Raw genomic sequence first — 21,895 nt, 5'->3', positions numbered from 1 at the left:
TATGAAGACCACAACCTCAACGCCGTGGATCCAGCATCCGCGTTTTCTCAAAATTCTCTATCCGACCCTCGTCGCGGTGGCGGTGGTGCTCCTCTGGCAGGGCGCGGTAAGCTATTTCCGCATCCCGGCCTTTCTGGTGCCGTCGCCGCTGGTGATGCTGGACAGCCTGTGGACGCATCTCACGCCGCTGCTGCTGGCGCTACTGTTCACCCTCAAGATCACCCTGATCTCGTTTCTGCTGTCGATTGTCATCGGCGCCGCCGTGGCGTTTATCCTGGTGCAGAACCGCTTTGTGGAGACCGCCCTGTTTCCCTACATCGTGTTTTTGCAGGTGACGCCGATCGTCGCCATCGCCCCGCTGATCATCATCTGGGTGAAGGACGCCACCCTCTCGCTGGTGGTGTGCGCCACCCTGATGGCGGTCTTCCCCATCATCTCCAATACCACCCAGGGACTGCGCAGCGTCTCCCCCGGCCTGCTGAGCTATTTCCGCCTCAATCACGCCAGCCGCTGGCAGACCCTGGTGCGGCTGCGTATCCCCTCGGCGCTGCCCTATTTCTTCGGCGCGCTGCGTATTTCCAGCGGGCTGTCGCTGATTGGCGCGGTGGTGGCGGAGTTTGTCGCCGGCACTGGCGGGACCAATACCGGGCTGGCCTATCAGATCCTGCAGGCCGGCTACCAGCTGGATATCCCGCTGATGTTTGCCGCGCTGCTGCTGATCTCTCTCGCCGGGATCGCGCTGTTCGGCGTGATGTCCTGGGTCTCGCGCCGGGCGCTCAGCGCCTGGCATGAAAGCGAAGCCGTGCAATCTCATTAATGTTTTGCTGACGAACAGGAAAAAGAATGATGACTGATGAACAGCGTCAACAAGCGGTCGCGGCGATCCAGCAGGCACTCCCGGCGCTGGAGTGGACCCTGCAGCCGGCGAAACTCAAACGGCTTTCCCGCGATTTTCACTGGTTCAGTCCGGTACTCGCCGAGCAGCTGGCGGGAAAACAGGCGGACGCGGTGGTTCGCCCGCGCGATGAAGAGGAGCTGCGCCAGCTGGTCGCCGCCTGCGCGCAGCATCAGCTGCCGCTGACCTTGCGCGGCAGCGCCACCGGCAACTATGGACAGCTGGTCCCTCTCGAAGGAGGGATGCTGGTGGATATGACCGGGCTCAACCAGATCGTCGCCCTCGGCAACGGCACGGTGAGGGCCCAGGCCGGCATTCGCCTGGCGGACATCGAAACCGCCGCCCGCCCGACGGGCTGGGAGCTGCGCTGTATGCCGTCGACCTACCGCCTGGCGAGCCTGGGCGGCCTTTACGGCGGCGGGTTCGGCGGCATCGGCTCCATCACCTATGGGCCGCTGGCGGCGCCCGGCAATGTGCTCAGCGTCAAAGTGATGACCGTCGAGCCGGTCCCTCGCGTACTGACCGTCCCGGCACCCGAAGCGCTGCTGCTGCATCATGCCTACGGCACCAACGGCATCATTCTTGAGGTTGAGCTGGCGCTGGCTCCCGCGCACCAGTGGATAGAACGCCTGGACGTGTTTGAAGATTTCGCCGATGCCCTGAACTATGCCAACGCCTGCGTCCGCTCGCCGGGGCTGGTGAAGCGCCAGGTCGCGCTGCTGGCCACCCCGATCGCTGACTATTTTAGCCACCTCAACGATCGTTACCGCCCCGGGCAGCATGCGGTTATCAGCCTGATCGCCGAAGAGAGCGAAGGCGTGTGCGCCAGCCTGTTACAGCGCCATCGCGGGGCCAACGCCATCCGCCAGGCCAGCGATGAGGCCCGGGCGCGCAATAGCTCGTTAATGGAATACTGCTGGAACCACACCACTCTGCATGCGCTCAAGGTGGACAATACGCTGACCTATCTGCAGACCGCGTTTGATCCGCAGCGCTATCCGCAGCAAATTTTACAGATGGAACAGCATTTCGCCGGGGAGGTGATGTCCCATATTGAATTTCTGCGCGATATCGAAGGCAACCTCACCGCCAGCGGTCTGCAGCTGGTGCGCTATACCACGCCCGAACGTCTCAACGCGATCATGCAGATATTTCGCGATAACGACGTCAAAATTAACAACCCCCACGTGCTGCAGGTTGAGGACGGCAAACAAGGGGTGATTCGCCCTGACGTGGTGGCGGTGAAACAATCTCTCGACCCGGCGGGATTGCTTAACCCCGGCAAGCTGCGCGGCTGGGCGCTGCGCGACCAGCTGGAACTGGACAGCAACCCGCTGGCGCGGGCCACCCGCGAAACTCCCGCGACCTGATAGCCCCGCTCCGCTCCGCGTGCAGGCTAACGCGGAGCGGGCCCGTCTCTCTTCCCCCTACCCGCACGGCGAGTTTTTTTACGCCACTCATTCATATGAATGAGTGGCGTCTCTGTTTCCTCCGTTATACTCATCAAAAAAGCGACGATAAATTTATTATCGCGGGTTAAATTCACGGTTCAATATTGCTCTCGAGTTAAATTGTCATTTCTGGCAGGTACTGGCAAATAGTTTATTATTCGCGATCATTAAATTATCACTTGCCCCTTGCCTACCTGAACAATAAAAAATGACCGTGAAACTTACCCGCCAGGAATTATTCCTGTGCAGTAAACACTTGTTAAAAACGTTGTCATTTATTTTTATTCAACACAGAAATAGTGAGGGTGATATGAGCGATGCCATTTCTTCGCAACTTGAAAACATCATTACGATGCTGATCGCCATTAGTATCGCCTCGGAAAGAGTGGTAGAGATTATTAAAGGGTATTTTCCCTGGCTTAATCTGGAAAAGCAGGATCCAGTCATAGAAGGAAAACGCAAATCTGCCCTGCAGCTATTAGCGGTGGGGGCCGGAATTGTGACGGCGTTTTTGACGCAACCCTTCGTCGCCGGCAGTTTTTCGGCGTTTAAACACCCGGATCTGATGACATTATGTATTGGCTTGATGGCGAGCGGAGGGTCTGCGTTCTGGAACGCTATCCTTAATTATCTTTTGCAAGTGAAGAACCTTAAGAAGCAACAAGTCAACAGCGTGAAAGCGGATACAGTAGTCGATCCTCTCCCCCTATCTCCGGTTTATCAGGACATGGTTCCTGGCGCAGAACCGGTCAGCTCAAACCCCTGTTTCAATCCGGAGGGTAAATAACATGGTATGGCGTGTCGCAAAGAGTCTGCTGATACTCAGAGATCAGATTAATCAATATGCTCCGCATCGCAATAAGGCCAGCGATGGCACCATTGGTGATGAACATCATGCCCACACAAACTCGGATCATAACCCGCAGGTGTTGGATGGAAATATTGGCGTGGTTACGGCTATCGATATTACGCACGATCCCGCTCAGGGGTGTGATGCTCAGGCGATTGTCAATGCACTGGTCGACAGCAAAGACAAACGAATTAAATACATTATCTGGAACAAACATATTATTAGCGCTTCTGTCCAGCCATGGGTATGGCGCGATTACCATGGCGCCAGCCCGCACGATAAGCATTTCCACTTATCCGTAGTGCCGGTGAAAGCGCTGTACGATTACACCTTACCGTGGCTTTTCTTTAAGCCACAAACCTGGAAGTAAAAATGAGTTAATCCTCTTTCTCCTGTTACTACGAGGCTAACATGACACAACAAACTGATATTGAGAAAATAAAAGCGGCACTCAACGCCATCGAAGAACTCGAACAGATTGCCCGTTCAACGCAGCCAGCCGATGTAAAGAATTTTTGCGTGGAATATAACAAAACATGGAAAAAGAAAGTGGATGCCGCGCTGACGCTGCTTGACGGATCTACAGGCTCACTGCTTGTTAAGTTCGTTCCGTACTTACCCATGCTGCTAATGATTATTAAGATGCTTAAAGAAGGAGTTGAACAATATTGTCAATTGCATCTCGCGGTGGAGCCTCCCGTAGATAAATAAGTGCTCCCCATCCGGCCAGGGCCTGCACAGGCACTGGCCTCTTCCCCGCTACCGCATCTGGCGACATTTCTCTCAGCCCGACGCCGACCTTATCCTGCGCCGGACAGTCCCGCCATATGGACGATAAGGCCCACCGCGGCGGCGGCGGCCAGTACCCAGGTCAGCTTCCACTTATAGCGAAACAGCAGCCCGGCGGCGGCGAGGGCAATGGCCGCAGACCATGGGTCGAAACCGGACGGTCCCCAGACGCTATGCCAGATAAAAAACAGCGCCAGATTCAGGATAACGCCCACCACCGCGGCGGTGATAGCAGTCAACGGCGCGGTAAATCCCACTTTATTATGCGTGGTTTCAATAAACGGACCGCCGGCGAGAATAAAGATAAACGAGGGCAAAAAGGTAAACCATGTCACCAGGCACGCCGCCGCGATGCCCCCCAGCAGCACATCATCGACGCCCAATACCGCTTTGGTGTAGCCGCCGACAAACCCGACAAAGGTCACCACCATGATCAACGGCCCGGGGGTGGATTCCCCAAGGGCGAGGCCGTCCATCATCTGCCCTGCGGTCAGCCAGCCATAGTGGGTCACCGCTCCCTGGTAAACGTAAGGCAGGACGGCATACGCCCCGCCGAAAGTCATCAGCGCGGCTTTGGTAAAGAACCAGCTCATCTGGGTCAGCGGATGCGCCCAGCCCAGCATTAGCGCCAGGGCGGCCATCGGCACCAGCCACAGCAGCATCCCGGCGATCAGCACCTGGGCGGTACGCCGCCAGCTGAAAATGGCATGGGCCGGGATCGGCGTCGCGTCATCAATGATGGCGGCCCCGCCGGGGTGACTCTGCGCACGGTGGGTGTCCGCTTTGCCGAATGTCGCCGGCGCCATCCGTCCGCCGATAAACCCGACGATCGCCGCGGTCAGGACGATCAGCGGAAAAGGAACGTTCAGCGCAAAAATAGCGACAAAGGCAGCGGCGGCGATGGCCCAGTAGGCGCCATTTTTCAGCGCCCGCGAGCCGATGCGGTGCGCCGCCTGCAGCACGATCGCCGCCACGGCGGGTTTGATGCCATAAAAAATCCCCGCCACCACCGCGACATCCCCCCAGACGAGGTAGATCCACGCCAGCGCGATGAGTAACGCCAGCGAGGGCAAAATAAACAGCACCCCGGCGATGACGCCTCCCCAGGTTTTATGCATCAGCCAGCCGATATAGGTCGCCAACTGCTGCGCCTCCGGGCCGGGCAGGACCATACAAAAATTGAGCGCGTGCAGGAATCGACCTTCCGAGATCCAGCGGCGGTTATCCACCAGCTCCTGGTGCATCATGGCGATCTGCCCGGCAGGCCCGCCGAAGCTGATAAAGCCGAGCTTCAGCCAGAAGCGAAAGGCCTGCCAGAAGGAGACGGAGGCGACGACGGAAGGACTGTCACTCTGCGGAAGAACCACCGTTTTGCTCATGATTGCCAGACCTCATTTCACAGGATCTCAGTAGGCCGTCGAACAGCGAGCAGGCTGCCGCCAGCAGTTGGTCATCGTCCGTAATGGTTTCCCGCAGCCCTGCAAGCACACTCTCCACTCCCGCCGCCTCCGGGGTCGGTACCCCACCGACGTCCAGGAAGTGGATAAGCCGCCCCAGGGTATCGGGGATCGCGGCCTCAAGAGCACAGCGTCGGGCCAGAACGTCGAAGGTCACCCGCGTGCCGACGTGCTCTTCAGGGTTCAGCGGCTTGAGACATCGTCAGGTTGAGGGTCAGGAGATGCATTCTCATGCAGTAGACATTACTACAGCATGTCGCGTATGTGACGTTTTCCCACGCGCTGGCTTTGATAAAGTTCGGCAACGCATTTGCGAAAAGCGCAAAAAGACGGCCCGCGCAGCGGCAGACCTGGCGCTAAGCGCGGGGTGGCGATAAGGGGCGCAGCGGCAGGGTGAACAGCGCCAGCCCCACCGGCACCAGGGAGCCCCACAGCACCGCGTTCCAGCCGAAGGCGTTGAGCAGAACGCCGGACGAAAACGAACCCACGATCATCACGCCGAAGACCAGAAAATCGTTGAGCGACTGCACCTGGGTCTTCTCTTCCGGGCGGTGGAAATCGATGATTTTCGCCGAGGCGCCGGTGAAGCCAAAGTTCCAGCCGATGCCGAGCAAAATCAGCGACAGCCAGTAATGATACACCCCGACGCCGCTGAGACCGACCGCCACCGACGCGCCGGTGATCAGCAATCCCGCCGCCGCCATGCGCACGGCGCCGAAGCCCTGGATCAACCGGCCGGTGACAAATCCCGGGCCGTACATCGCCATCACATGCCACTGGATCCCGAGGTTGGCGGCCTGCTGGGAAAGACCGTGCATATGCATGGAGAGCGGCGCGGCGGTCATCAGAAAATTCATCACCATATAGGCCACCGCCCCGCTGAACACCGTGGTGGCGAAGCCCGGCTGGCGGATAATCTCGCGCAGCGGCCGCCCTCCGCGCACGCTGGCCGCCGCGGGCTCTGCCGACGTCACGCCTGCCAGCAGAATGGCGGCGAGCGCCGCCACCAGCGCCTGAGCGAGAAAGGTGAAGGCGAAGGTATGGGTCGGCCAGAGGTGCATGGTGCCGGTGACCAGCATCGGGCCAATGATCCCGGCGGCCACGCCGCCGCCCATCACCAGCGACAGCGCGCGGGCGCGACGTTCCGGAGCGACGCCGTCGGTGGCGGCAAAGCGAAAACTGAGCGCCACCGCGGCATAGGCGCCGCCGAGCATCGCGGCGAAGCAAAACAGCAGAAAAGAGCCCAGCACCACCGCCAGAGCGGCCGCCAGACCGGTGACCACCCCGGCGCCGGTACCGGCCATAAACGCGGCTTTGCGGCCCCGCTTTCGCGCCAGCGCGCCGAAAGGCAAAATCGAGGCCGCCATCCCCAGCACAAACAGGGTGATCGGCAGCGTGGCCAGCGACGGGCTGGGGGCGAGGGTATTGCCGACGATAGCGCCGGTGGCGTAGAACACCACCGAGTTGGCGCCGGCCAGCGCCTGAGCGGCGGCCAGGCGGATGATATTTTTGTTCTGCGCCGCCAGCGGCAGCATCTGTTCTGTAGACATCCGTTGTTTTCACCGGTGTGAGAGTGACGCCAGGCTGGCCGTCTGGCATCGCGCCCTGTTTGTTGGGTTCCCTGACCGTTACCTTAGCCGCAAAATACGCTTTTGCACCATAGCGAATAGCAATATTACCCGGCGATCTGACTCCTCTTCTGCGCCAGATCGCCGGGGCGGGCTTCGCAGCCCGGTTTATTCAGGGGATCAGTCGCGCCGCGGCGAATTTAGCCGCAATCATCGCGGCCGTCGGCTGGACGCCCCCCAGGCTCCACTGTTCCGGGTCATGTTCATCAATGCGGATCCATACCGACTGGCGGAACTGCGGCTCGCCCTGCCCCTCAATCTCCACCAGCAGATCGGTCATCCGCCGCAGCAGCTCACTTTTCTGTTCCGCGGTCATGATCCCTTTAATGGTTTGCACGTTAACAAATGGCACGCTATGCTCCTTAGCATCTAAGTCTAAAATTCAAACTCAGAGTAGAAGGTCAATCTCGCGATGTCAAAAAATAAATCACTGCCCTACCTCGATCCGGAGCTGTGCGGCCTGGCCGAAGGAGCCAAAATACTCGGCGACCGCTGGGTGCTGCTGATCCTCCGCGAGGCGTTTTACGGTGTGACGCGCTTTGAAACGATGCAGACGCATACCCATATCACCCGCCAGACGCTCACCACCCGGTTGAAAACGATGACCGAAATGGGATTGCTCCGCAAAGTCCCCTACCGGGAAGCGGGGGCTCGCGAGCGCTATGAATATGTTCTCACCGATAAAAGCCGTAGCCTGGCGCTGGTGCTGTTCGCCCTGATGGAATGGGGCCACCAGCAGGTGCTGCACAGCGCGCCGCATATTGCGCTGGTGGACAGCGTCAGCGGCGAGGCCGTCCATCCGGGGTTCGTCACCGCCAGCGGCAGCGTGGCGAATCCCGCCGCGCTGCAGATCGTTAAAGCAGACGAACGCTGATAGCCCCGCGGCGCAGGCTGCGGCGCGGTTGCCCCGTTACAGAACTTTCGTAGACCTCTGGCGGAAGCCGCGACGAGCAGGTATGTTGCATTGCCACGTTACCCGAAGACAGCGGGATATTTTGCTTTCATCGAACGGTGCGATAAAGGATGACGCTCTCTGCCGGGTCCGATCCCGACCATTATCCGTGGCGCACGCCATGACCGCCCTGGTCCGCCGCTGATCCGCGGATCGCTCATGCTAAAGGTAGAAAATGTCGCTTCGTTCACTGCGGGCTTTATGTTTGACCAGCTTCTTTATCGCCGACGTTCGCGACGGCCTCGGGCCGTTTCTGGGGATCTTTCTCACCCAGCGTCACTGGCAGGCGGAGGATATCGGCCTGTTGATGACCATCGGCGGCGTTGCTGGCCTGCTGGCGACCCTGCCCGCCGGCTTCATCACCGACACCTCGCGGCATAAGCGCGTGCTGCTGGCCGTGGTCTGCCTGGTGATAACCCTGACCACCCTGCTGCTTTGGTTCAGTCAGAAGACCAGCGTGGTGGCGCTTTCGCAAGTCGCCAGCGGGATCTGCGCGGCCTTTGTCGGACCATTAATCGCTGGGATCACCCTTGGGCTGACCCGACAGCGCGGCTTTAGCGCCCAGATGGGCAAAAACGAAGCCTTCAACCACGCGGGGAACTTCTTCACCGCGCTGATTGCCGGGGCCATCGCCTGGTACTGGGGCATCGGCGGCATTTTCATTCTGATGGCCGGTACCACCCTGTTCACCCTCATCGCCCTGCTGGCGATCCGCGGCAGCGATATCGACGATGACGCCGCCCGCGGCCTCGAGTCGGCCGTCCCGCCCTCTCTGCCTGGGTTTGCCATCCTGTTCCGCCATACGCCGCTGCTGATCGCCGGGGTGACCCTGATGCTGTTCCATCTCGCCAACGCCGCGCTGTTGCCGATGCTGAGCATGCGGATCGCCGCCGCGCCGGGACACCTCAATCCGGGGCTGTTTGCCGCCGCCACGGTGATTATTTCGCAGGTGGTGATGATCCCGGTGGCCATTCTGGTCGCCGGCAGCATCGACAAATATGGTTACTGGCGATGCATTCTGCTGGCGCTGCTGATCATGCCCATCCGCGCGGCGCTGGCGGCCTCCAGCGACGCCCCGGCGATGATGGTCCCGGTGCAAATTCTTGATGGTCTGGCGGCAGGGATTTTGGGGGTGGCGGTGCCCAGCTTTATCGTCTCGCTGCTGCGCGGCAGCGGGCACGTCAACGCCGGACAGAGCGTGGTGATGCTGATGCAGGGGGCCGGGGCGGCAATGAGTCCGGCGTTAACCGGCGCTATCGCCGGACGCTACTCCTTTGCCACCGCCTTCGGGGTGCTGAGCGTTATCGCGCTGGTCGCGCTGATGGTGTGGTGGCGCAGCGCCCCGCTGCTCGCCGCCTCCGCGTCGCCGCCGGTCGGCGAAAGCGGCCAGTAAAGAAAGGATTTCGTCAGGCGGACAACAGCCCCTGCTGTCCGCTTGACGTATAAGAGGCGTTAATTCACCCGCGAACGCAAGGTGATTTGCCGCAGGGCGTTGGCCATATCGAGCTGAATCAGCTCTTTAATGCCTTCGCGCTTAATAAACTGGCTGCGGTGTTTACTTTTCACCTCTTCAATACTTTTTTTGATCTCTTGCGCCGGCAGTTTATACCAGCCGCGAGCCTGTTTCTCACCGCCCATTTCCAGCCACAGCGATGAGTAACTGGCTTTCACCAGATCGCTTTTCACGTGGTAATCGGAATCGATCGCGTAGACCGTGGTGATGTTGAAATAGCCTAAGAAACCATACAGCACGCTCATGATGATATTTTTCGGCCGCGCGCCATGCAGCTCTTTGGTCAGCGCCTTCACCTCTTCGTTGGTGATATCTTTTCCGCCCTGAATACCGCCGATATAGGCGCGGCCATCGTCGGTACAGGAAAAACAGACGCTATAGACGCGACGGTCGCCGAGAAACAGCTGCAGCATCAGTTCACCCTCCTCCTGAAACGGCGACGCCAGCAGCTTAACGTCAAGCTTATCGCCATTTTTCAAAGGAATAGCAAACATCGCCCGGCCAAAATCCGCCACGTTATAGAGCTGCGGCAGCACATCCGGCTGAAATGTTTTCTCGATAAAATTCAGCGAACCGTGGGCAATATCCAGCTTGCGCCGTTTTGACATCCGTTTATTAAGATAGGCCTTAAAGGGTTTATCCTCGAAAGGCACCAGCCCCTGGGTTACGGCGGTCAACCGCGCGCACTGATATTTGGCGCAAAGTCCTTGATATTCTCTGTACTTACCTCCTGCGAGCGAGAGCTCTCTGCATTTTCGTAAAATTTTTTTATAGTTTATTTTGACCTGACCGATCACTTTATTATGTTTACGCCATTCTTTGATGGCGCCTGCAACAGTATGTCCCATTGATTAAGATCCATAGATTCATCCATAATCGCGGCCATATTAACATAAAAGATATTCGTCAACGCTTAATTACACCTTCGTTGTCCTTTCATTTAATATTGCGGCAGGAAATTGTTCTGCCGACGATAATTAAAATTAACGCCATCCTGTCAACGGTTAATTATGGTAGGTGACGCCCGCCGCCCAGCGACTTAACGCTCTGTGCGTTCGGCGCGAAGCGCGGGTACATCCGCGGGCGGTTTTACCCTATACTTGACGCTGATCCAAAACCAGCAACGATAGGTAACTTATGGAAATTGATCTCGACAACCTGGTCTTCAGCGGCCTGGATGAAGCGGAAGAGCGCAACGCGGAGCGTCTGGAAGAAGCGGACAAAAAAGCCCAGGCGATCGTTGCCGATGACGATTGCGGCGACGCCTGCAAAATCTGATTATCAAACCGGCCCGCGGGCCGGTTTTTTTTGCCTCCCGCTCCCTCAGCTGGGTAAAAACCCTTTCAGCGTATCCAGCAGCGCCTGCGCCGCCTTCGACAGCGGCAGATGTCCGGCATAAATCGCCCCAACGCACTTTTCAATCGGCGGATCGCTAAGCGGAATGCACACCGCCCCCAGCGAGGCCATCTGCGTTTTGCATAGCGCTGGCACCGCGCTGCCCCCCAGCCCGCTGGCCACCATTCTCCCCACCGTCACCAGCTGATGGCTCTCCAGGGCCACGTCCAGCTGACGCCCGCTGCGCGCCAGCGCCTCCTCCAGCATCAGGCGCACCGCCGAAGGGCGCTGGAGGGTAATAAAGTCGAGGGTTAACAGCTCCTGCCAGGTGAGCTTTTTTTTCTTCGCCAGCGGCGATTGCCGGGGAACGATCGCCACGAAGCGGTCCACCGCCAGCGGGGTAAACAGCAGGTTGTGGCTGGGCGATGGCTCGAAAGCGATACCCATTTCCACCCGCCCCTCGCGCACCATCTCGATCACCTGCTCATTTATCACGTCATGTACCGTGACGTTCACCCCGGCATAGCGGTCGCGGAAGGCTTTCAGCGCCTCCGGCAGAACGTTGGCGGCGAACGACGGCATCGCGGCGACCGAGATTTTGCCCCGCTGCAGGGTAAAGCTCTGACGCATCGCCTCCTCGACGTTATCCCAGTCGGCCAGCAGCTGACGGGCCATCGGCAGAAAGAGTTCCCCCTCCTGGGTGAGGGTCACTTTGCGGGTGCTGCGCTGCAGCAGCGCGCCCCCCAGCGCCTCCTCCAACCCTTTGATGGTCAGGCTGAGAGCTGGCTGCGACAGATTCAGCCTTTCGCTGGCGTGGGCGAAATTGAGAGTGTGAGCTACCGCTAAAAACGCGCGTAACTGTTTGACACTCATTCTCATTTTTCATCCTGTTAACTAATTGAAAGAAATTAGTTAACAGGAAATTAATAAGATTTCCAAATGAGTGGGTCACAAATTCAAAATTATCAAATCAGTCGCCAGCGCCAATGATAAGGCTATCGCAAGGCAGGAGAGACAAGATGGCAGGACTGGATAAACGCGTCGCCAGCTACGAAGCGGCGCTGGAAGGGTTAACGGACGGCATGACGCTGCTCGCCGGCGGCTTCGGCCTGTGCGGTATACCCGAAAATTTGATCGCCGAAGTGAAGCGCCGCCAGGTGCAGGGGTTGACGGTGGTTTCCAACAACTGCGGCGTCGACGGCTTCGGTCTCGGCATGCTGCTGGAATCGCGCCAGGTCAGCAAAGTGGTGGCCTCTTACGTCGGGGAAAACGCGCTTTTTGAACAGCTGGTGCTGAGCGGCGAGCTGGCGGTAGAGCTCACCCCGCAGGGAACGCTGGCGGAAAAAATCCGCGCCGGCGGCGCCGGGATCCCCGGCTTTTACACCGCTACCGGCTATGGCACCCCTGTCGCCGAAGGCAAAGAGGTGCGCCAGTTCGACGGTAAAAATTACATTCTCGAACAGGCCATTCGCGGCGATTTCGCCCTCGTGAAGGGCTGGAAAGCTGACTGGTACGGCAACGTGGTTTACCGCCACACCGCGCAGAATTTCAACCCGCTGATGGCCACCGCCGGGCGCATTACGGTGGTGGAGGTGGAAGAGATCGTGCCGCCGGGCGAACTGCCGCCCTCCGCCATTCACACCCCGGGGATCTATGTCGACCGGCTGATCGTCGGGCAATTCGAAAAACGTATTGAACAGCGCACCCTTCGCGCCGGAGGGCACTGAGATGCTAACCCGTGAACAAATGGCGATGCGCGTCGCCCAGGAGCTGCGCGACGGCGACTACGTTAACCTCGGGATCGGTATCCCGACGCTGGTGGCCAACTATATCCCCGCCGGTATTGAAGTGATGCTCCAGTCGGAGAACGGCCTGCTGGGGATGGGCGAATTTCCCGATGAGGAAACCATCGACGCCGACATGATTAACGCCGGCAAACAGACCGTCACCGCGCAAACCGGGGCGGCGATCTTCGATTCCGCCCAGTCGTTCGCCATGATCCGCGGCGGCCACGTCGATCTTACGGTTCTTGGCGCCTTTGAGGTCGACGTCGCGGGGAATATCGCCTCATGGATGATCCCCGGGAAAATGGTTAAGGGGATGGGCGGCGCCATGGACCTGGTGGCCGGCGCGCAGAACATCATCGTGGTGATGACCCACGCCTCAAAGAACGGCGAATCCAAACTGCTGCCGCAGTGCACCCTGCCGCTCACCGGCGTGGGCTGCATTCGCCGGGTGCTCACCGACCTGGCCCTGCTGGACATTGTCGACGGGGCGTTTGTCCTGCGCGAAGTGGCTCCGGGGGTCAGCCCCGACGAGGTGATGCGTAAAACGGCGGGACGGCTGATCGTCGCCGACGACGTACGCGAAATGCGTTTCAGCTAAGGAGAGACCATGACCGATATTGCCATTGTTGCTGCAGTACGCACCCCGGTCGGCAGCTTTCGCGGCGCCTTCGCCCCGCTTTCCGCCGTCGACCTCGGCGCGACGGTGGTGCGCAGCCTGCTTGAACGCTGCCAGCTGCCCGCCGCGGCGGTCGATGAACTGATTTTCGGCCAGGTGCTCACCGCCGGCTGCGGGCAGAACCCGGCGCGCCAGACCGCGCTGCGGGCCGGCCTGCCGGTGGACACCCCGGCGGTCACCGTCAATCTGGTGTGCGGCTCCGGGTTGAAAGCGGTTCAGCAGGCGGTGCAGGCGATCCGCTGCGGCGACGCCGGGATCGTTATCGCCGGCGGCCAGGAGAGCATGAGCAATGCTCCCTATTTGATGCACGGCGCCCGCGACGGCCTGCGTTTCGGCCACGCCAGCCTGCAGGACAGCATGATCCAGGACGGCCTGTGGGACGCCTTTAACGACTACCACATGGGCATTACCGCCGAGAACCTCGCCGATGCCTTCGATATCAGCCGCGAGCGCCAGGACGCCTTCGCCGCCAGCTCCCAGCGCAAAGCGGCGGCCGCTATCGCCGCCGGACGCTTTCGCGAGGAGATCGTCCCGGTCAGCGTTCCGCAGGGCAAAAAGCCGCCGCGTGTCGTGACCGACGATGAACAACCGCGCCCGGAGACCAGCGAGCAGCAGCTGGCCCAGCTGCGCCCGGCGTTTCGCCCGGCTGACGGCAGCGTCACCGCCGGGAATGCCTCATCCCTGAACGACGGCGCCGCGGCGGTCCTGCTGATGAGCGTCGATAAAGCGCGCGAGCTTGGGCTGCCGGTGCTGGCGCGCATCGTCAGCGCGGCGGTCGCCGGGGTCGACCCGTCGGTGATGGGCATCGGCCCGGTGAGCGCCTGCCGCAAAGCGCTGCAGCGCGCCGGCTGGACGCTGGACGAGGTGGATCTTATCGAAGCCAACGAGGCCTTTGCCGTCCAGGCGCTGGCCGTCGGTCAGCTGCTCGAATGGGACAGCGAGAAGGTCAACGTCAACGGCGGCGCCATCGCCCTGGGCCATCCCATCGGCGCCTCCGGCTGCCGGATCCTCGTCAGCCTAGTGCATGAGATGCAGCGCCGGGGCGCCAGCAAAGGGCTGGCCACCCTGTGCGTCGGCGGCGGCCAGGGCATCGCCATGACCCTTCAACGTTAACAGGAGCCACTATGTTTACACCACGTCTGGCGGTACTCGGCGCGGGACTGATGGGCGTCGGCATCGCCTGTCATTTCGCCCGTCACGGTCACGCCGTCCGCCTGTATGACACCGATCCGCAACGTCTTGCCGAGGTGCCCACTGTGGCCGGGGCGATCCTGCGCGAGCTGGAGGCGAGCGGTCAGCAGGATCCCGCCGACCGCGACGCCGTGCTGAGCCGTTTAACCCCCACCCCGGCGCTGCAGGCGCTGGCCGACGCCACGCTGCTGATTGAAGCGATCCCCGAACGGCTGGCGCTGAAGCACGCCCTGTATGCCGAACTGGAAACGCTGATCGCCGACGAGGCGATTATCGCCAGCAACACCAGCGGCCTGCCGCCGGATCGGCTGGCGCAGGGCATGCGCCTTCCGGAACGCCTGCTGATCGCCCATTTCTGGCATCCGCCGCACCTGATCCCGCTGGTGGAAGTGGTGCCCGGGAGCGCCACGCTGCCCCATCTGGCGCGCCAGGTAAGCGACTTTTGCGCCGGCTGCGCGCTGGAAGCGGTGGTGCTCAACCGCGCCGCGCCGGGCTTTGTCGGCAACCGACTGCAGTTCGCCCTGCTGCGCGAAGCGCTGCACATCGTCCACAGCGGCATCGCTTCCCCGGAGGTGGTGGACCAGGTGATGCGCGCCTCGCTGGGCCGTCGCTATGCGATGGTCGGCCCGCTGGAGGCGGCGGACATGACCGGCCTGGCGACGGTCCAGGATATCTGCCAGCACCTGCTGCCGGAGCTGGCCAGCGGTACGGAGATGATGTCGCTGGTGGCGGAGAAAGTGGCGCAAGGCGACACCGGCGCCCGCAGCGGGCAAGGCTTTTACCGCTGGGACGAGGCGCGGCGCCAGCGCATCCAGTCGCGCCGGGAACACCAGCTGCGCTTCGCCCTGAAACCCTAGTATCGCGTTCTGTACCCCTACAATAACAATGAGAGTGAGACGTCGTGATGAGTGTGATAATAGCCCTGGCCGCGCTGGCGTTACTGATGCTGGCAGCCTACCGTGGATACAGCGTGATCCTCTTTGCGCCGATCGCCGCCCTCGGCGCGGTGCTGCTCACCGACCCGGGCGCGGTCGGCCCGGCCTTTACCGGCCTGTTTATGGAAAAAATGGTCGGCTTTGTGAAGCTCTATTTCCCGGTGTTTCTGCTGGGCGCCGTGTTCGGCAAGCTGATTGAGCTGTCGGGATTCTCACGGTCGATTGTCGCCGCCGCCATCCGCATCCTCGGCCGCCGCCACGCGATCCCGGTGATCGTGCTGGTGTGCGCCCTGCTGACCTACGGCGGGGTGTCGCTGTTTGTGGTGGCCTTTGCCGTTTACCCTTTCGCCGCCGAGCTGTTTCGCCAGAGCGGGATCCCCAAGCGGCTGATCCCCGCCACCGTCGCCCTCGGCGCGTTCTCGTTTACCATGGACGCCCTGCCCGGCACGCCGCAGATCCAGAATATTATTCCCACCAGCTTCTTCGGCACCAACGCCTGGGCGGCCCCGTGGCTGGGGCTTATCGGCTCGCTGTTCATTATCCTCTTCGGTTTGCTGTGGCTGGAGCGCCAGCGCCGCAAAGCGCAGGCCAGCGGCGAAGGCTATGGGACCGATCTGCAAAATGAGCCGGAGACCCCGGATGACATCGACCTGCCGCATCCGCTGATCGCAATCGCCCCGCTGCTGCTGGTGGGGGTGCTGAATCTGCTGTTTACCCACTGGATCCCGCAATGGTACGGCGCCAGCCATGAGCTCACCCTGCCGGGTCTGGCGAAGCCTGTCGTCACCGAGGTGGGGAAAATCACCGCCATCTGGGCGGTGCAGGCGGCGCTGCTCTCCGGCATTGTGTTGGTGCTGGTCTGCGGCTATCGCAATATTCGCGGCCGGCTGGCGGAGGGGAGCCGGACGGCGGTGGGCGGGGCGATTCTCGCGGCAATGAACACCGCCTCTGAGTATGGCTTCGGCGCGGTTATCGCCGCCCTGCCGGGTTTCCTGGTGCTGTCGAAAGCCCTCGCGGCCATTCCCAATCCGCTGTTAAACGAGGCGATCAGCGTCACGGTGCTGGCCGGGATCACCGGCTCGGCCTCCGGGGGAATGAGCATCGCCCTGGCGGCGATGTCCGAAACCTTTGTCGCCGCCGCCCACGCCGCCAATATTCCGCTGGAGGTCCTGCACCGCGTCGCCGCCATGGCCAGCGGCGGCATGGACACCCTGCCGCATAACGGGGCGGTGATCACCCTGCTGGCGATCACCGGCCTGAGCCATCGCCAGGCCTACGGCGGCATTTTCGCCATCACGGTGATCAAAAGCCTCGCGGTGCTGTTTGTCATTGCCACGTTCTATGTGACCGGCATTGTCTGAGACCCGATTGAAGGAGTAATAAAATGAATTTAGACGGTAAAACGGCGCTGGTCACCGGCTCCACCAGCGGCATCGGCTTAGGGATCGCCAAAGTGCTGGCGCAGGCAGGCGCCCAGCTGGTGCTCAATGGCTTCGGCGACAGCAGCCACGCCCGGGCTGAAGTCGCCGCGCTGGGCAAGATCCCCGGCTATCACGACGCCGACCTGCGCGACGTCGGGCAGATCGAGGCGATGATGCGCTATGCCGAAAGCACCTTCGGCGGCGTCGATATCGTGATCAATAACGCCGGTATCCAGCACGTCGCCCCGGTGGAGCAGTTCCCGGTGGACAAATGGAACGACATCATCGCGATCAATCTCTCCAGCGTCTTCCACACCACCCGCCTGGCGCTGCCAGGCATGCGTCAGCGCGACTGGGGGCGCATCATCAACATTGCCTCAGTGCATGGCCTGGTGGCGTCGAAAGAGAAATCGGCCTATGTCGCCGCCAAGCACGCGGTGGTCGGCCTGACCAAAACCGTGGCCCTGGAAACCGCGCGCAGCGGCATCACCTGCAACGCCATCTGCCCCGGCTGGGTGCTGACCCCGCTGGTGCAGCAGCAGATCGATAAGCGCATCGCCGAAGGGGTCGACCCGCAGCAGGCCAGCGCGCAGCTGCTGGCGGAAAAACAGCCCTCCGGGGAGTTCGTCACCCCGCAGCAGCTGGGCGAAATGGCGCTGTTTCTGTGCAGCGACGCCGCCGCCCAGGTGCGCGGCGCGGCGTGGAACATGGACGGCGGCTGGGTGGCGCAGTAAACCGCAGGCGTCGCGACGATCAGAACATCGCCAGAAAGCGTTTCACCGTGCGCGAGCGCTCGAAGCGCCGCCAGGCGATGGCGATATCGGTCTTCAGCGGCGCCCCGCTGAGCGGGTGATAGCTGACGTTCGGCTGTTGAATGCAGGTCATCGACTGCGGGACCAGCGCGAAGCCGAACCCGGCATTGACCATGCTCAGCGATGACGAAATCTGCGACGACTGCCAGGCGCGCTCCATATCGATGCCGGCGCGCAGGCAGCTGTTGTACACCAGCTCATACAGCCCCGGGGCCACCTCCCGCGGGAAGAGGATCGGCGCCACGTCGCGCAGCTGCTCCAGGGCCAGGGTCGGCTGCGTCGCCAGCGGGTTATCGCGCGGCAGCGCGATAACCATCGGCTCCTCATCGATAATCCGCAGATTAAAGGCTTTACTGCTCTCGCACGGCAGACGGACAAAGGCGATGTCCAGCTCGGCCTCGCTCAGGGCGGTCATCAGATTGGCCATATTGTCTTCCATCTGGTGCAGGGTCACCCCGGGGTGATCGAGCTGAAAACGGTGCAGCAGCGTGAAGATTTGCGGGTGGAAAGCATCAGAACTGGTAATGCCTAGCGACAGGCTGCCGTTCATCCCGCGGGCAATGCCCTTGGCCTTCTCCAGCGCCGCATCGCTCATGGCGAGGATCTGGCGGGCATCCTCATAGAACGACTCACCGGCCTCGGTGAGCTCCACTCCGCGGGTCAAACGCCGAAACAGCGGGGTCCCCACCTCGCGCTCAAGCCGCTGAATTTGCTGACTTAACGGAGGCTGTGAAATACCCAGTTCCTTGGCGGCCTGGGTGAAGTGCCGCGTCCTGGCGACGGCGACAAAATAGCGAAGATAACGAAGTTCCATATCGAAAACGTCTCAAACCAGCATGGTTTCTATATTGGAACTGTGAGCTGAATCGGGTCAACATTTATTTAACCTTTCTTATATTTGTTGAACGAGGAAGTGGTATATGAATCATTCTGCTGAATGCACCTGCGAAGAGAGTCTGTGCGAAACCCTGCGGGCGTTTTCCGCGCAGCATCCCGAGAGCGTGCTCTATCAGACATCGCTCATGAGCGCCCTGCTGAGCGGGGTTTACGAAGGCAGCACCACCATCGCGGACCTGCTGAAGCACGGCGATTTCGGTCTCGGCACCTTTAATGAGCTGGACGGGGAGCTGATCGCCTTCAGCAGTCAGGTCTATCAGCTGCGGGCCGACGGCAGCGCGCGCAAAGCCCAGCCGGAGCAGAAAACGCCGTTCGCGGTGATGACCTGGTTCCAGCCGCAGTACCGGAAAACCTTCGACCATCCGGTGAGCCGCCAGCAGTTGCACGAGGTGATCGACCAGCAAATCCCCTCTGACAACCTGTTCAGCGCCCTGCGCATCGACGGCCATTTCCGCCATGCCCATACCCGCACCGTGCCGCGCCAGACGCCGCCGTACCGGGCGATGACCGACGTCCTCGACGATCAGCCGGTGTTCCGCTTTAACCAGCGCGAAGGGGTGCTGGTCGGCTTCCGTACCCCGCAGCATATGCAGGGGATCAACGTCGCCGGGTATCACGAGCACTTTATAACCGATGACCGCAAAGGCGGCGGTCACCTGCTGGATTACCAGCTCGACCACGGGGTATTGACCTTCGGCGAAATTCACAAGCTGATGATCGACCTGCCCGCAGACAGCGCGTTCCTGCAGGCCAATCTGCATCCCGATAATCTCGATGCCGCCATCCGTTCCGTAGAAAGTTAAGGGGGTCACATGGACAAACAGTATCCGGTACGCCAGTGGGCGCACGGCGCCGATCTCGTCGTCAGCCAGCTGGAAGCCCAGGGGGTACGTCAGGTGTTCGGCATCCCTGGCGCCAAAATCGACAAGGTATTCGACTCACTGCTGGATTCCTCCATTCGCATTATTCCGGTACGCCACGAAGCCAACGCCGCCTTTATGGCCGCCGCCGTCGGGCGCATTACCGGTAAAGCGGGCGTGGCGCTGGTCACCTCCGGTCCGGGCTGTTCCAACCTGATCACCGGTATGGCCACCGCCAACAGCGAAGGCGACCCGGTGGTGGCCCTGGGCGGCGCGGTGAAACGCGCCGATAAGGCCAAACAGGTCCACCAGAGTATGGATACGGTGGCGATGTTCAGCCCGGTGACGAAATACGCCGTCGAGGTGACCGCGCCGGACGCGCTGGCGGAAGTGGTCTCCAACGCCTTCCGCGCCGCCGAGCAGGGCCGGCCGGGCAGCGCTTTCGTCAGCCTGCCGCAGGATGTGGTCGATGGCCCGGTCAGCGGTAAAGTGCTGCCGGCCAGCGGGGCCCCGCAGATGGGCGCCGCGCCGGATGCCGCCATCGACCAGGTGGCGAAGCTTATCGCTCAGGCGAAGAACCCGATCTTCCTGCTCGGCCTGATGGCCAGCCAGCCGGAAAACAGCGCGGCGCTACGCCGTTTGCTGGAGGCCAGCCATATTCCGGTCACCAGCACCTATCAGGCCGCCGGGGCGGTGAATCAGGATAACTTCTCTCGCTTCGCCGGCCGGGTCGGGCTGTTTAACAACCAGGCCGGGGACCGTCTGCTGCAGCTCGCCGACCTGGTGATCTGCATCGGCTACAGCCCGGTGGAATATGAACCGGCGATGTGGAACAGCGGCAACGCGACGCTGGTGCATATCGACGTCCTGCCCGCCTATGAAGAACGCAACTATACCCCGGACGTCGAGCTGGTGGGCGATATCGCCGGCACCCTCAGCAAGCTGGCGCAAAATATCGATCGCCGGCTGGTGCTCTCTCCGCAGGCGGCGGAGATCCTCCGCGACCGCCAGCACCAGCGCGAACTGCTGGACCGCCGCGGCGCGCAGCTGAATCAGTTTGCCCTGCATCCGCTGCGTATCGTTCGCGCGATGCAGGATATCGTCAACAGCGACGTCACGCTGACCGTGGACATGGGCAGCTTCCATATCTGGATCGCCCGCTACCTTTACAGCTTCCGCGCCCGTCAGGTGATGATCTCCAACGGCCAGCAGACCATGGGCGTCGCCCTGCCCTGGGCCATCGGCGCCTGGCTGGTCAATCCTGAGCGCAAAGTGGTCTCCGTCTCCGGCGACGGCGGTTTCCTGCAGTCGAGCATGGAGCTGGAGACCGCCGTCCGCCTGAAAGCCAACGTGCTGCACCTGATCTGGGTCGATAACGGTTACAACATGGTGGCCATCCAGGAAGAGAAAAAATATCAGCGCCTGTCCGGCGTCGAGTTCGGGCCGATGGATTTTAAAGCCTATGCCGAGTCCTTCGGCGCCAAAGGGTTTGCCGTGGAAAGCGCCGAGGCGCTGGAGCCGACCCTGCGCGCGGCGATGGACGTCGACGGCCCGGCGGTAGTGGCCATCCCGGTGGATTATCGCGATAACCCGCTGCTGATGGGTCAGCTGCATCTGAGTCAGATTCTGTAAGTCATCACAATAAGGAAAGGAAAATGAAAAAAGTCGCACTTGTTACCGGCGCCGGCCAGGGGATTGGTAAAGCTATCGCCCTTCGTCTGGTGAAGGATGGATTTGCCGTGGCCATTGCCGATTATAACGACGCCACCGCCAAAGCGGTCGCCTCCGAAATCAACCAGGCCGGCGGCCGCGCCATGGCGGTGAAAGTGGATGTCTCCGACCGCGATCAGGTGTTTGCCGCTGTCGAACAGGCGCGCAAAACGCTGGGCGGCTTCGACGTCATCGTCAACAACGCCGGCGTGGCGCCGTCCACGCCGATCGAGTCCATTACCCCGGAGATTGTCGATAAAGTCTACAACATCAACGTCAAAGGGGTGATCTGGGGCATTCAGGCGGCGGTCGAGGCCTTTAAGAAAGAGGGTCACGGCGGGAAAATCATTAACGCCTGTTCCCAGGCCGGCCACGTCGGCAACCCGGAGCTGGCGGTGTATAGCTCCAGTAAATTCGCCGTACGCGGCTTAACCCAGACCGCCGCTCGCGACCTCGCGCCGCTGGGCATCACGGTCAACGGCTACTGCCCGGGGATCGTCAAAACGCCGATGTGGGCCGAAATTGACCGCCAGGTGTCCGAAGCTGCCGGTAAACCGCTGGGCTACGGTACCGCCGAGTTCGCCAAACGCATCACCCTTGGTCGTCTGTCCGAACCGGAAGATGTCGCCGCCTGCGTCTCCTATCTTGCCAGCCCGGATTCTGATTATATGACCGGTCAGTCATTGCTGATCGACGGCGGGATGGTATTTAACTAATAAATAATAAGCTCTGACAT

At 61.1% G+C, this 21,895-nt stretch carries 23 protein-coding genes and 1 pseudogene; 17 read left to right on the top strand and 7 right to left on the bottom strand.

The genetic code is table 11. The features are described from left to right. The first annotated feature begins 1 nt into the window (after position 1). The 5 genes from ACOI6Z_RS04635 (at position 2) to ACOI6Z_RS04615 (ending at position 3,907) form a co-directional block, all read left to right on the top strand. Complete coding sequence (locus tag ACOI6Z_RS04635) at positions 2-817, top strand: ABC transporter permease (protein ID WP_023289996.1); 816 nt, start codon at positions 2-4, stop codon at positions 815-817. A gap of 26 nt (positions 818-843) precedes the next feature. Next, positions 844-2,265, top strand: a complete 1,422-nt coding sequence (locus ACOI6Z_RS04630) for an FAD-binding oxidoreductase (protein WP_420686998.1) — start codon at positions 844-846, stop codon at positions 2,263-2,265. Between the two features lie 391 nt (positions 2,266-2,656). Continuing rightward, entirely contained in the window at positions 2,657-3,133 is a 477-nt protein-coding gene (locus tag ACOI6Z_RS04625; RefSeq protein WP_044523691.1) for a hypothetical protein, read from the top strand. 1 nt (position 3,134) lies between these two features. Then, entirely contained in the window at positions 3,135-3,566 is a 432-nt protein-coding gene (locus tag ACOI6Z_RS04620; RefSeq protein ID WP_032453166.1) for a hypothetical protein, read from the top strand. Between the two features lie 41 nt (positions 3,567-3,607). Then, positions 3,608-3,907, top strand: a complete 300-nt coding sequence (locus tag ACOI6Z_RS04615) for a hypothetical protein (protein WP_044523654.1) — start codon at positions 3,608-3,610, stop codon at positions 3,905-3,907. Between the two features lie 89 nt (positions 3,908-3,996). On the opposite strand, the gene chrA is transcribed toward ACOI6Z_RS04615, so the two are convergent. The 4 genes and pseudogenes from chrA to ACOI6Z_RS04595 form a co-directional block, all read right to left on the bottom strand. Next, positions 3,997-5,364 carry a chromate efflux transporter gene (gene chrA, locus ACOI6Z_RS04610; RefSeq protein ID WP_065812960.1) on the bottom strand — a complete coding sequence of 456 codons (1,368 nt, stop codon included), beginning with the start codon at positions 5,362-5,364 and terminating at the stop codon, positions 3,997-3,999. Continuing rightward, positions 5,333-5,623, bottom strand: a pseudogene (locus tag ACOI6Z_RS04605) (chromate resistance protein ChrB domain-containing protein); the annotation flags it as partial. The gene chrA and the pseudogene ACOI6Z_RS04605, both read right to left, overlap by 32 nt. A 175-nt stretch (positions 5,624-5,798) precedes the next feature. Continuing rightward, the gene (locus ACOI6Z_RS04600; RefSeq protein ID WP_227524310.1) at positions 5,799-6,992 is read right to left on the bottom strand and encodes an MFS transporter; all 1,194 of its coding nucleotides are present in this window, start codon (positions 6,990-6,992) and stop codon (positions 5,799-5,801) included. Positions 6,993-7,182: 190 nt separating this feature from the next. Continuing rightward, complete coding sequence (locus tag ACOI6Z_RS04595; protein ID WP_065812958.1) at positions 7,183-7,422, bottom strand: tautomerase family protein; 240 nt, start codon at positions 7,420-7,422, stop codon at positions 7,183-7,185. A 60-nt stretch (positions 7,423-7,482) separates the two neighbouring features. Here ACOI6Z_RS04595 and ACOI6Z_RS04590 point away from each other — a divergent pair, with 60 nt between their 5' ends. Together ACOI6Z_RS04590 and ACOI6Z_RS04585 are read left to right on the top strand one after the other, a co-directional pair. After that, positions 7,483-7,944 carry a winged helix-turn-helix transcriptional regulator gene (locus tag ACOI6Z_RS04590; RefSeq protein ID WP_023290003.1) on the top strand — a complete coding sequence of 154 codons (462 nt, stop codon included), beginning with the start codon at positions 7,483-7,485 and terminating at the stop codon, positions 7,942-7,944. 253 nt (positions 7,945-8,197) lie between these two features. Continuing rightward, the gene (locus tag ACOI6Z_RS04585; RefSeq protein ID WP_065812957.1) at positions 8,198-9,415 is read left to right on the top strand and encodes an MFS transporter; all 1,218 of its coding nucleotides are present in this window, start codon (positions 8,198-8,200) and stop codon (positions 9,413-9,415) included. Positions 9,416-9,474: 59 nt separating this feature from the next. Here ACOI6Z_RS04585 and ACOI6Z_RS04580 read toward each other — a convergent pair whose 3' ends face one another. Further along, complete coding sequence (locus ACOI6Z_RS04580; protein ID WP_044523663.1) at positions 9,475-10,383, bottom strand: DUF535 family protein; 909 nt, start codon at positions 10,381-10,383, stop codon at positions 9,475-9,477. Positions 10,384-10,672: 289 nt separating this feature from the next. Between ACOI6Z_RS04580 and ACOI6Z_RS04575 the strand changes: the two genes are divergently transcribed. Continuing rightward, positions 10,673-10,813 carry a hypothetical protein gene (locus tag ACOI6Z_RS04575; protein ID WP_002908189.1) on the top strand — a complete coding sequence of 47 codons (141 nt, stop codon included), beginning with the start codon at positions 10,673-10,675 and terminating at the stop codon, positions 10,811-10,813. A 45-nt stretch (positions 10,814-10,858) separates the two neighbouring features. Here the strand turns inward: ACOI6Z_RS04575 and ACOI6Z_RS04570 are convergent, their stop codons facing one another. Then, entirely contained in the window at positions 10,859-11,749 is an 891-nt protein-coding gene (locus tag ACOI6Z_RS04570; protein ID WP_023290006.1) for a LysR family transcriptional regulator, read from the bottom strand. A gap of 140 nt (positions 11,750-11,889) precedes the next feature. On the opposite strand from ACOI6Z_RS04570, the gene ACOI6Z_RS04565 reads away from it, so the two are divergent. From ACOI6Z_RS04565 to ACOI6Z_RS04540, 6 genes are read left to right on the top strand one after another with little or no spacing between them, the layout of a single operon-like run. Then, entirely contained in the window at positions 11,890-12,597 is a 708-nt protein-coding gene (locus tag ACOI6Z_RS04565; protein WP_023290007.1) for a CoA transferase subunit A, read from the top strand. Position 12,598: 1 nt separating this feature from the next. Beyond that, entirely contained in the window at positions 12,599-13,255 is a 657-nt protein-coding gene (locus ACOI6Z_RS04560) for a CoA transferase subunit B (protein ID WP_021312467.1), read from the top strand. A 9-nt stretch (positions 13,256-13,264) separates the two neighbouring features. Continuing rightward, positions 13,265-14,446 carry an acetyl-CoA C-acetyltransferase gene (locus ACOI6Z_RS04555; RefSeq protein ID WP_065805060.1) on the top strand — a complete coding sequence of 394 codons (1,182 nt, stop codon included), beginning with the start codon at positions 13,265-13,267 and terminating at the stop codon, positions 14,444-14,446. Between the two features lie 11 nt (positions 14,447-14,457). Beyond that, complete coding sequence (locus ACOI6Z_RS04550; RefSeq protein ID WP_049014245.1) at positions 14,458-15,381, top strand: 3-hydroxyacyl-CoA dehydrogenase family protein; 924 nt, start codon at positions 14,458-14,460, stop codon at positions 15,379-15,381. Positions 15,382-15,425: 44 nt separating this feature from the next. Next, a complete protein-coding gene (locus ACOI6Z_RS04545; protein WP_197743183.1) occupies positions 15,426-16,820 on the top strand; it encodes a GntP family permease in 1,395 nt (464 codons plus the stop codon). A 23-nt stretch (positions 16,821-16,843) separates the two neighbouring features. After that, positions 16,844-17,614, top strand: a complete 771-nt coding sequence (locus ACOI6Z_RS04540) for a 3-hydroxybutyrate dehydrogenase (protein WP_023290011.1) — start codon at positions 16,844-16,846, stop codon at positions 17,612-17,614. A 19-nt stretch (positions 17,615-17,633) separates the two neighbouring features. Here the strand turns inward: ACOI6Z_RS04540 and ACOI6Z_RS04535 are convergent, their stop codons facing one another. After that, the gene (locus ACOI6Z_RS04535; protein WP_004145376.1) at positions 17,634-18,506 is read right to left on the bottom strand and encodes a LysR family transcriptional regulator; all 873 of its coding nucleotides are present in this window, start codon (positions 18,504-18,506) and stop codon (positions 17,634-17,636) included. A gap of 106 nt (positions 18,507-18,612) precedes the next feature. Here ACOI6Z_RS04535 and budA point away from each other — a divergent pair, with 106 nt between their 5' ends. From budA to ACOI6Z_RS04520, 3 genes are read left to right on the top strand one after another with little or no spacing between them, the layout of a single operon-like run. Beyond that, positions 18,613-19,392: an acetolactate decarboxylase gene (gene budA / locus ACOI6Z_RS04530; protein WP_420686992.1), complete on the top strand. Its 780-nt coding sequence runs from the start codon at positions 18,613-18,615 to the stop codon at positions 19,390-19,392. A gap of 9 nt (positions 19,393-19,401) precedes the next feature. Beyond that, on the top strand, positions 19,402-21,081 hold the full coding sequence (alsS, locus tag ACOI6Z_RS04525) for an acetolactate synthase AlsS (protein ID WP_023290012.1): 1,680 nt from the start codon (positions 19,402-19,404) through the stop codon (positions 21,079-21,081). Between the two features lie 23 nt (positions 21,082-21,104). After that, positions 21,105-21,875 carry a (S)-acetoin forming diacetyl reductase gene (locus ACOI6Z_RS04520; RefSeq protein ID WP_004151179.1) on the top strand — a complete coding sequence of 257 codons (771 nt, stop codon included), beginning with the start codon at positions 21,105-21,107 and terminating at the stop codon, positions 21,873-21,875. Positions 21,876-21,895 lie beyond the last annotated feature (20 nt).

The sequence above is a fragment of the Klebsiella sp. C239 genome (assembly GCF_048822715.1).
Classification (GTDB): domain Bacteria; phylum Pseudomonadota; class Gammaproteobacteria; order Enterobacterales; family Enterobacteriaceae; genus Klebsiella; species Klebsiella quasipneumoniae.
Note: the sequence above shows the minus strand (reverse complement) of the source record. Positions and strands in the feature narration are given on the sequence as shown.

Excerpts from the sequence above, each read along its gene's own strand:
- ACOI6Z_RS04625 (WP_044523691.1), top strand. The coding sequence starts at position 2,657 with ATGAGCGATGCCATTTCTTCGCAACTTGAAAACATCATTACGATGCTG.
- ACOI6Z_RS04615 (WP_044523654.1), top strand. The coding sequence starts at position 3,608 with ATGACACAACAAACTGATATTGAGAAAATAAAAGCGGCACTCAACGCC.
- chrA (WP_065812960.1), bottom strand. The coding sequence starts at position 5,364 with ATGAGCAAAACGGTGGTTCTTCCGCAGAGTGACAGTCCTTCCGTCGTC.
- ACOI6Z_RS04585 (WP_065812957.1), top strand. The coding sequence starts at position 8,198 with ATGTCGCTTCGTTCACTGCGGGCTTTATGTTTGACCAGCTTCTTTATC.
- ACOI6Z_RS04535 (WP_004145376.1), bottom strand. The coding sequence starts at position 18,506 with ATGGAACTTCGTTATCTTCGCTATTTTGTCGCCGTCGCCAGGACGCGG.
- ACOI6Z_RS04555 (WP_065805060.1), top strand. The coding sequence starts at position 13,265 with ATGACCGATATTGCCATTGTTGCTGCAGTACGCACCCCGGTCGGCAGC.
- ACOI6Z_RS04600 (WP_227524310.1), bottom strand. The coding sequence starts at position 6,992 with ATGTCTACAGAACAGATGCTGCCGCTGGCGGCGCAGAACAAAAATATC.
- ACOI6Z_RS04620 (WP_032453166.1), top strand. The coding sequence starts at position 3,135 with ATGGTATGGCGTGTCGCAAAGAGTCTGCTGATACTCAGAGATCAGATT.
- ACOI6Z_RS04550 (WP_049014245.1), top strand. The coding sequence starts at position 14,458 with ATGTTTACACCACGTCTGGCGGTACTCGGCGCGGGACTGATGGGCGTC.
- ACOI6Z_RS04580 (WP_044523663.1), bottom strand. The coding sequence starts at position 10,383 with ATGGGACATACTGTTGCAGGCGCCATCAAAGAATGGCGTAAACATAAT.
- ACOI6Z_RS04560 (WP_021312467.1), top strand. The coding sequence starts at position 12,599 with ATGCTAACCCGTGAACAAATGGCGATGCGCGTCGCCCAGGAGCTGCGC.
- ACOI6Z_RS04565 (WP_023290007.1), top strand. The coding sequence starts at position 11,890 with ATGGCAGGACTGGATAAACGCGTCGCCAGCTACGAAGCGGCGCTGGAA.
- ACOI6Z_RS04590 (WP_023290003.1), top strand. The coding sequence starts at position 7,483 with ATGTCAAAAAATAAATCACTGCCCTACCTCGATCCGGAGCTGTGCGGC.
- ACOI6Z_RS04575 (WP_002908189.1), top strand. The coding sequence starts at position 10,673 with ATGGAAATTGATCTCGACAACCTGGTCTTCAGCGGCCTGGATGAAGCG.
- ACOI6Z_RS04630 (WP_420686998.1), top strand. The coding sequence starts at position 844 with ATGATGACTGATGAACAGCGTCAACAAGCGGTCGCGGCGATCCAGCAG.
- budA (WP_420686992.1), top strand. The coding sequence starts at position 18,613 with ATGAATCATTCTGCTGAATGCACCTGCGAAGAGAGTCTGTGCGAAACC.
- ACOI6Z_RS04635 (WP_023289996.1), top strand. The coding sequence starts at position 2 with ATGAAGACCACAACCTCAACGCCGTGGATCCAGCATCCGCGTTTTCTC.
- alsS (WP_023290012.1), top strand. The coding sequence starts at position 19,402 with ATGGACAAACAGTATCCGGTACGCCAGTGGGCGCACGGCGCCGATCTC.
- ACOI6Z_RS04540 (WP_023290011.1), top strand. The coding sequence starts at position 16,844 with ATGAATTTAGACGGTAAAACGGCGCTGGTCACCGGCTCCACCAGCGGC.
- ACOI6Z_RS04520 (WP_004151179.1), top strand. The coding sequence starts at position 21,105 with ATGAAAAAAGTCGCACTTGTTACCGGCGCCGGCCAGGGGATTGGTAAA.
- ACOI6Z_RS04570 (WP_023290006.1), bottom strand. The coding sequence starts at position 11,749 with ATGAGAATGAGTGTCAAACAGTTACGCGCGTTTTTAGCGGTAGCTCAC.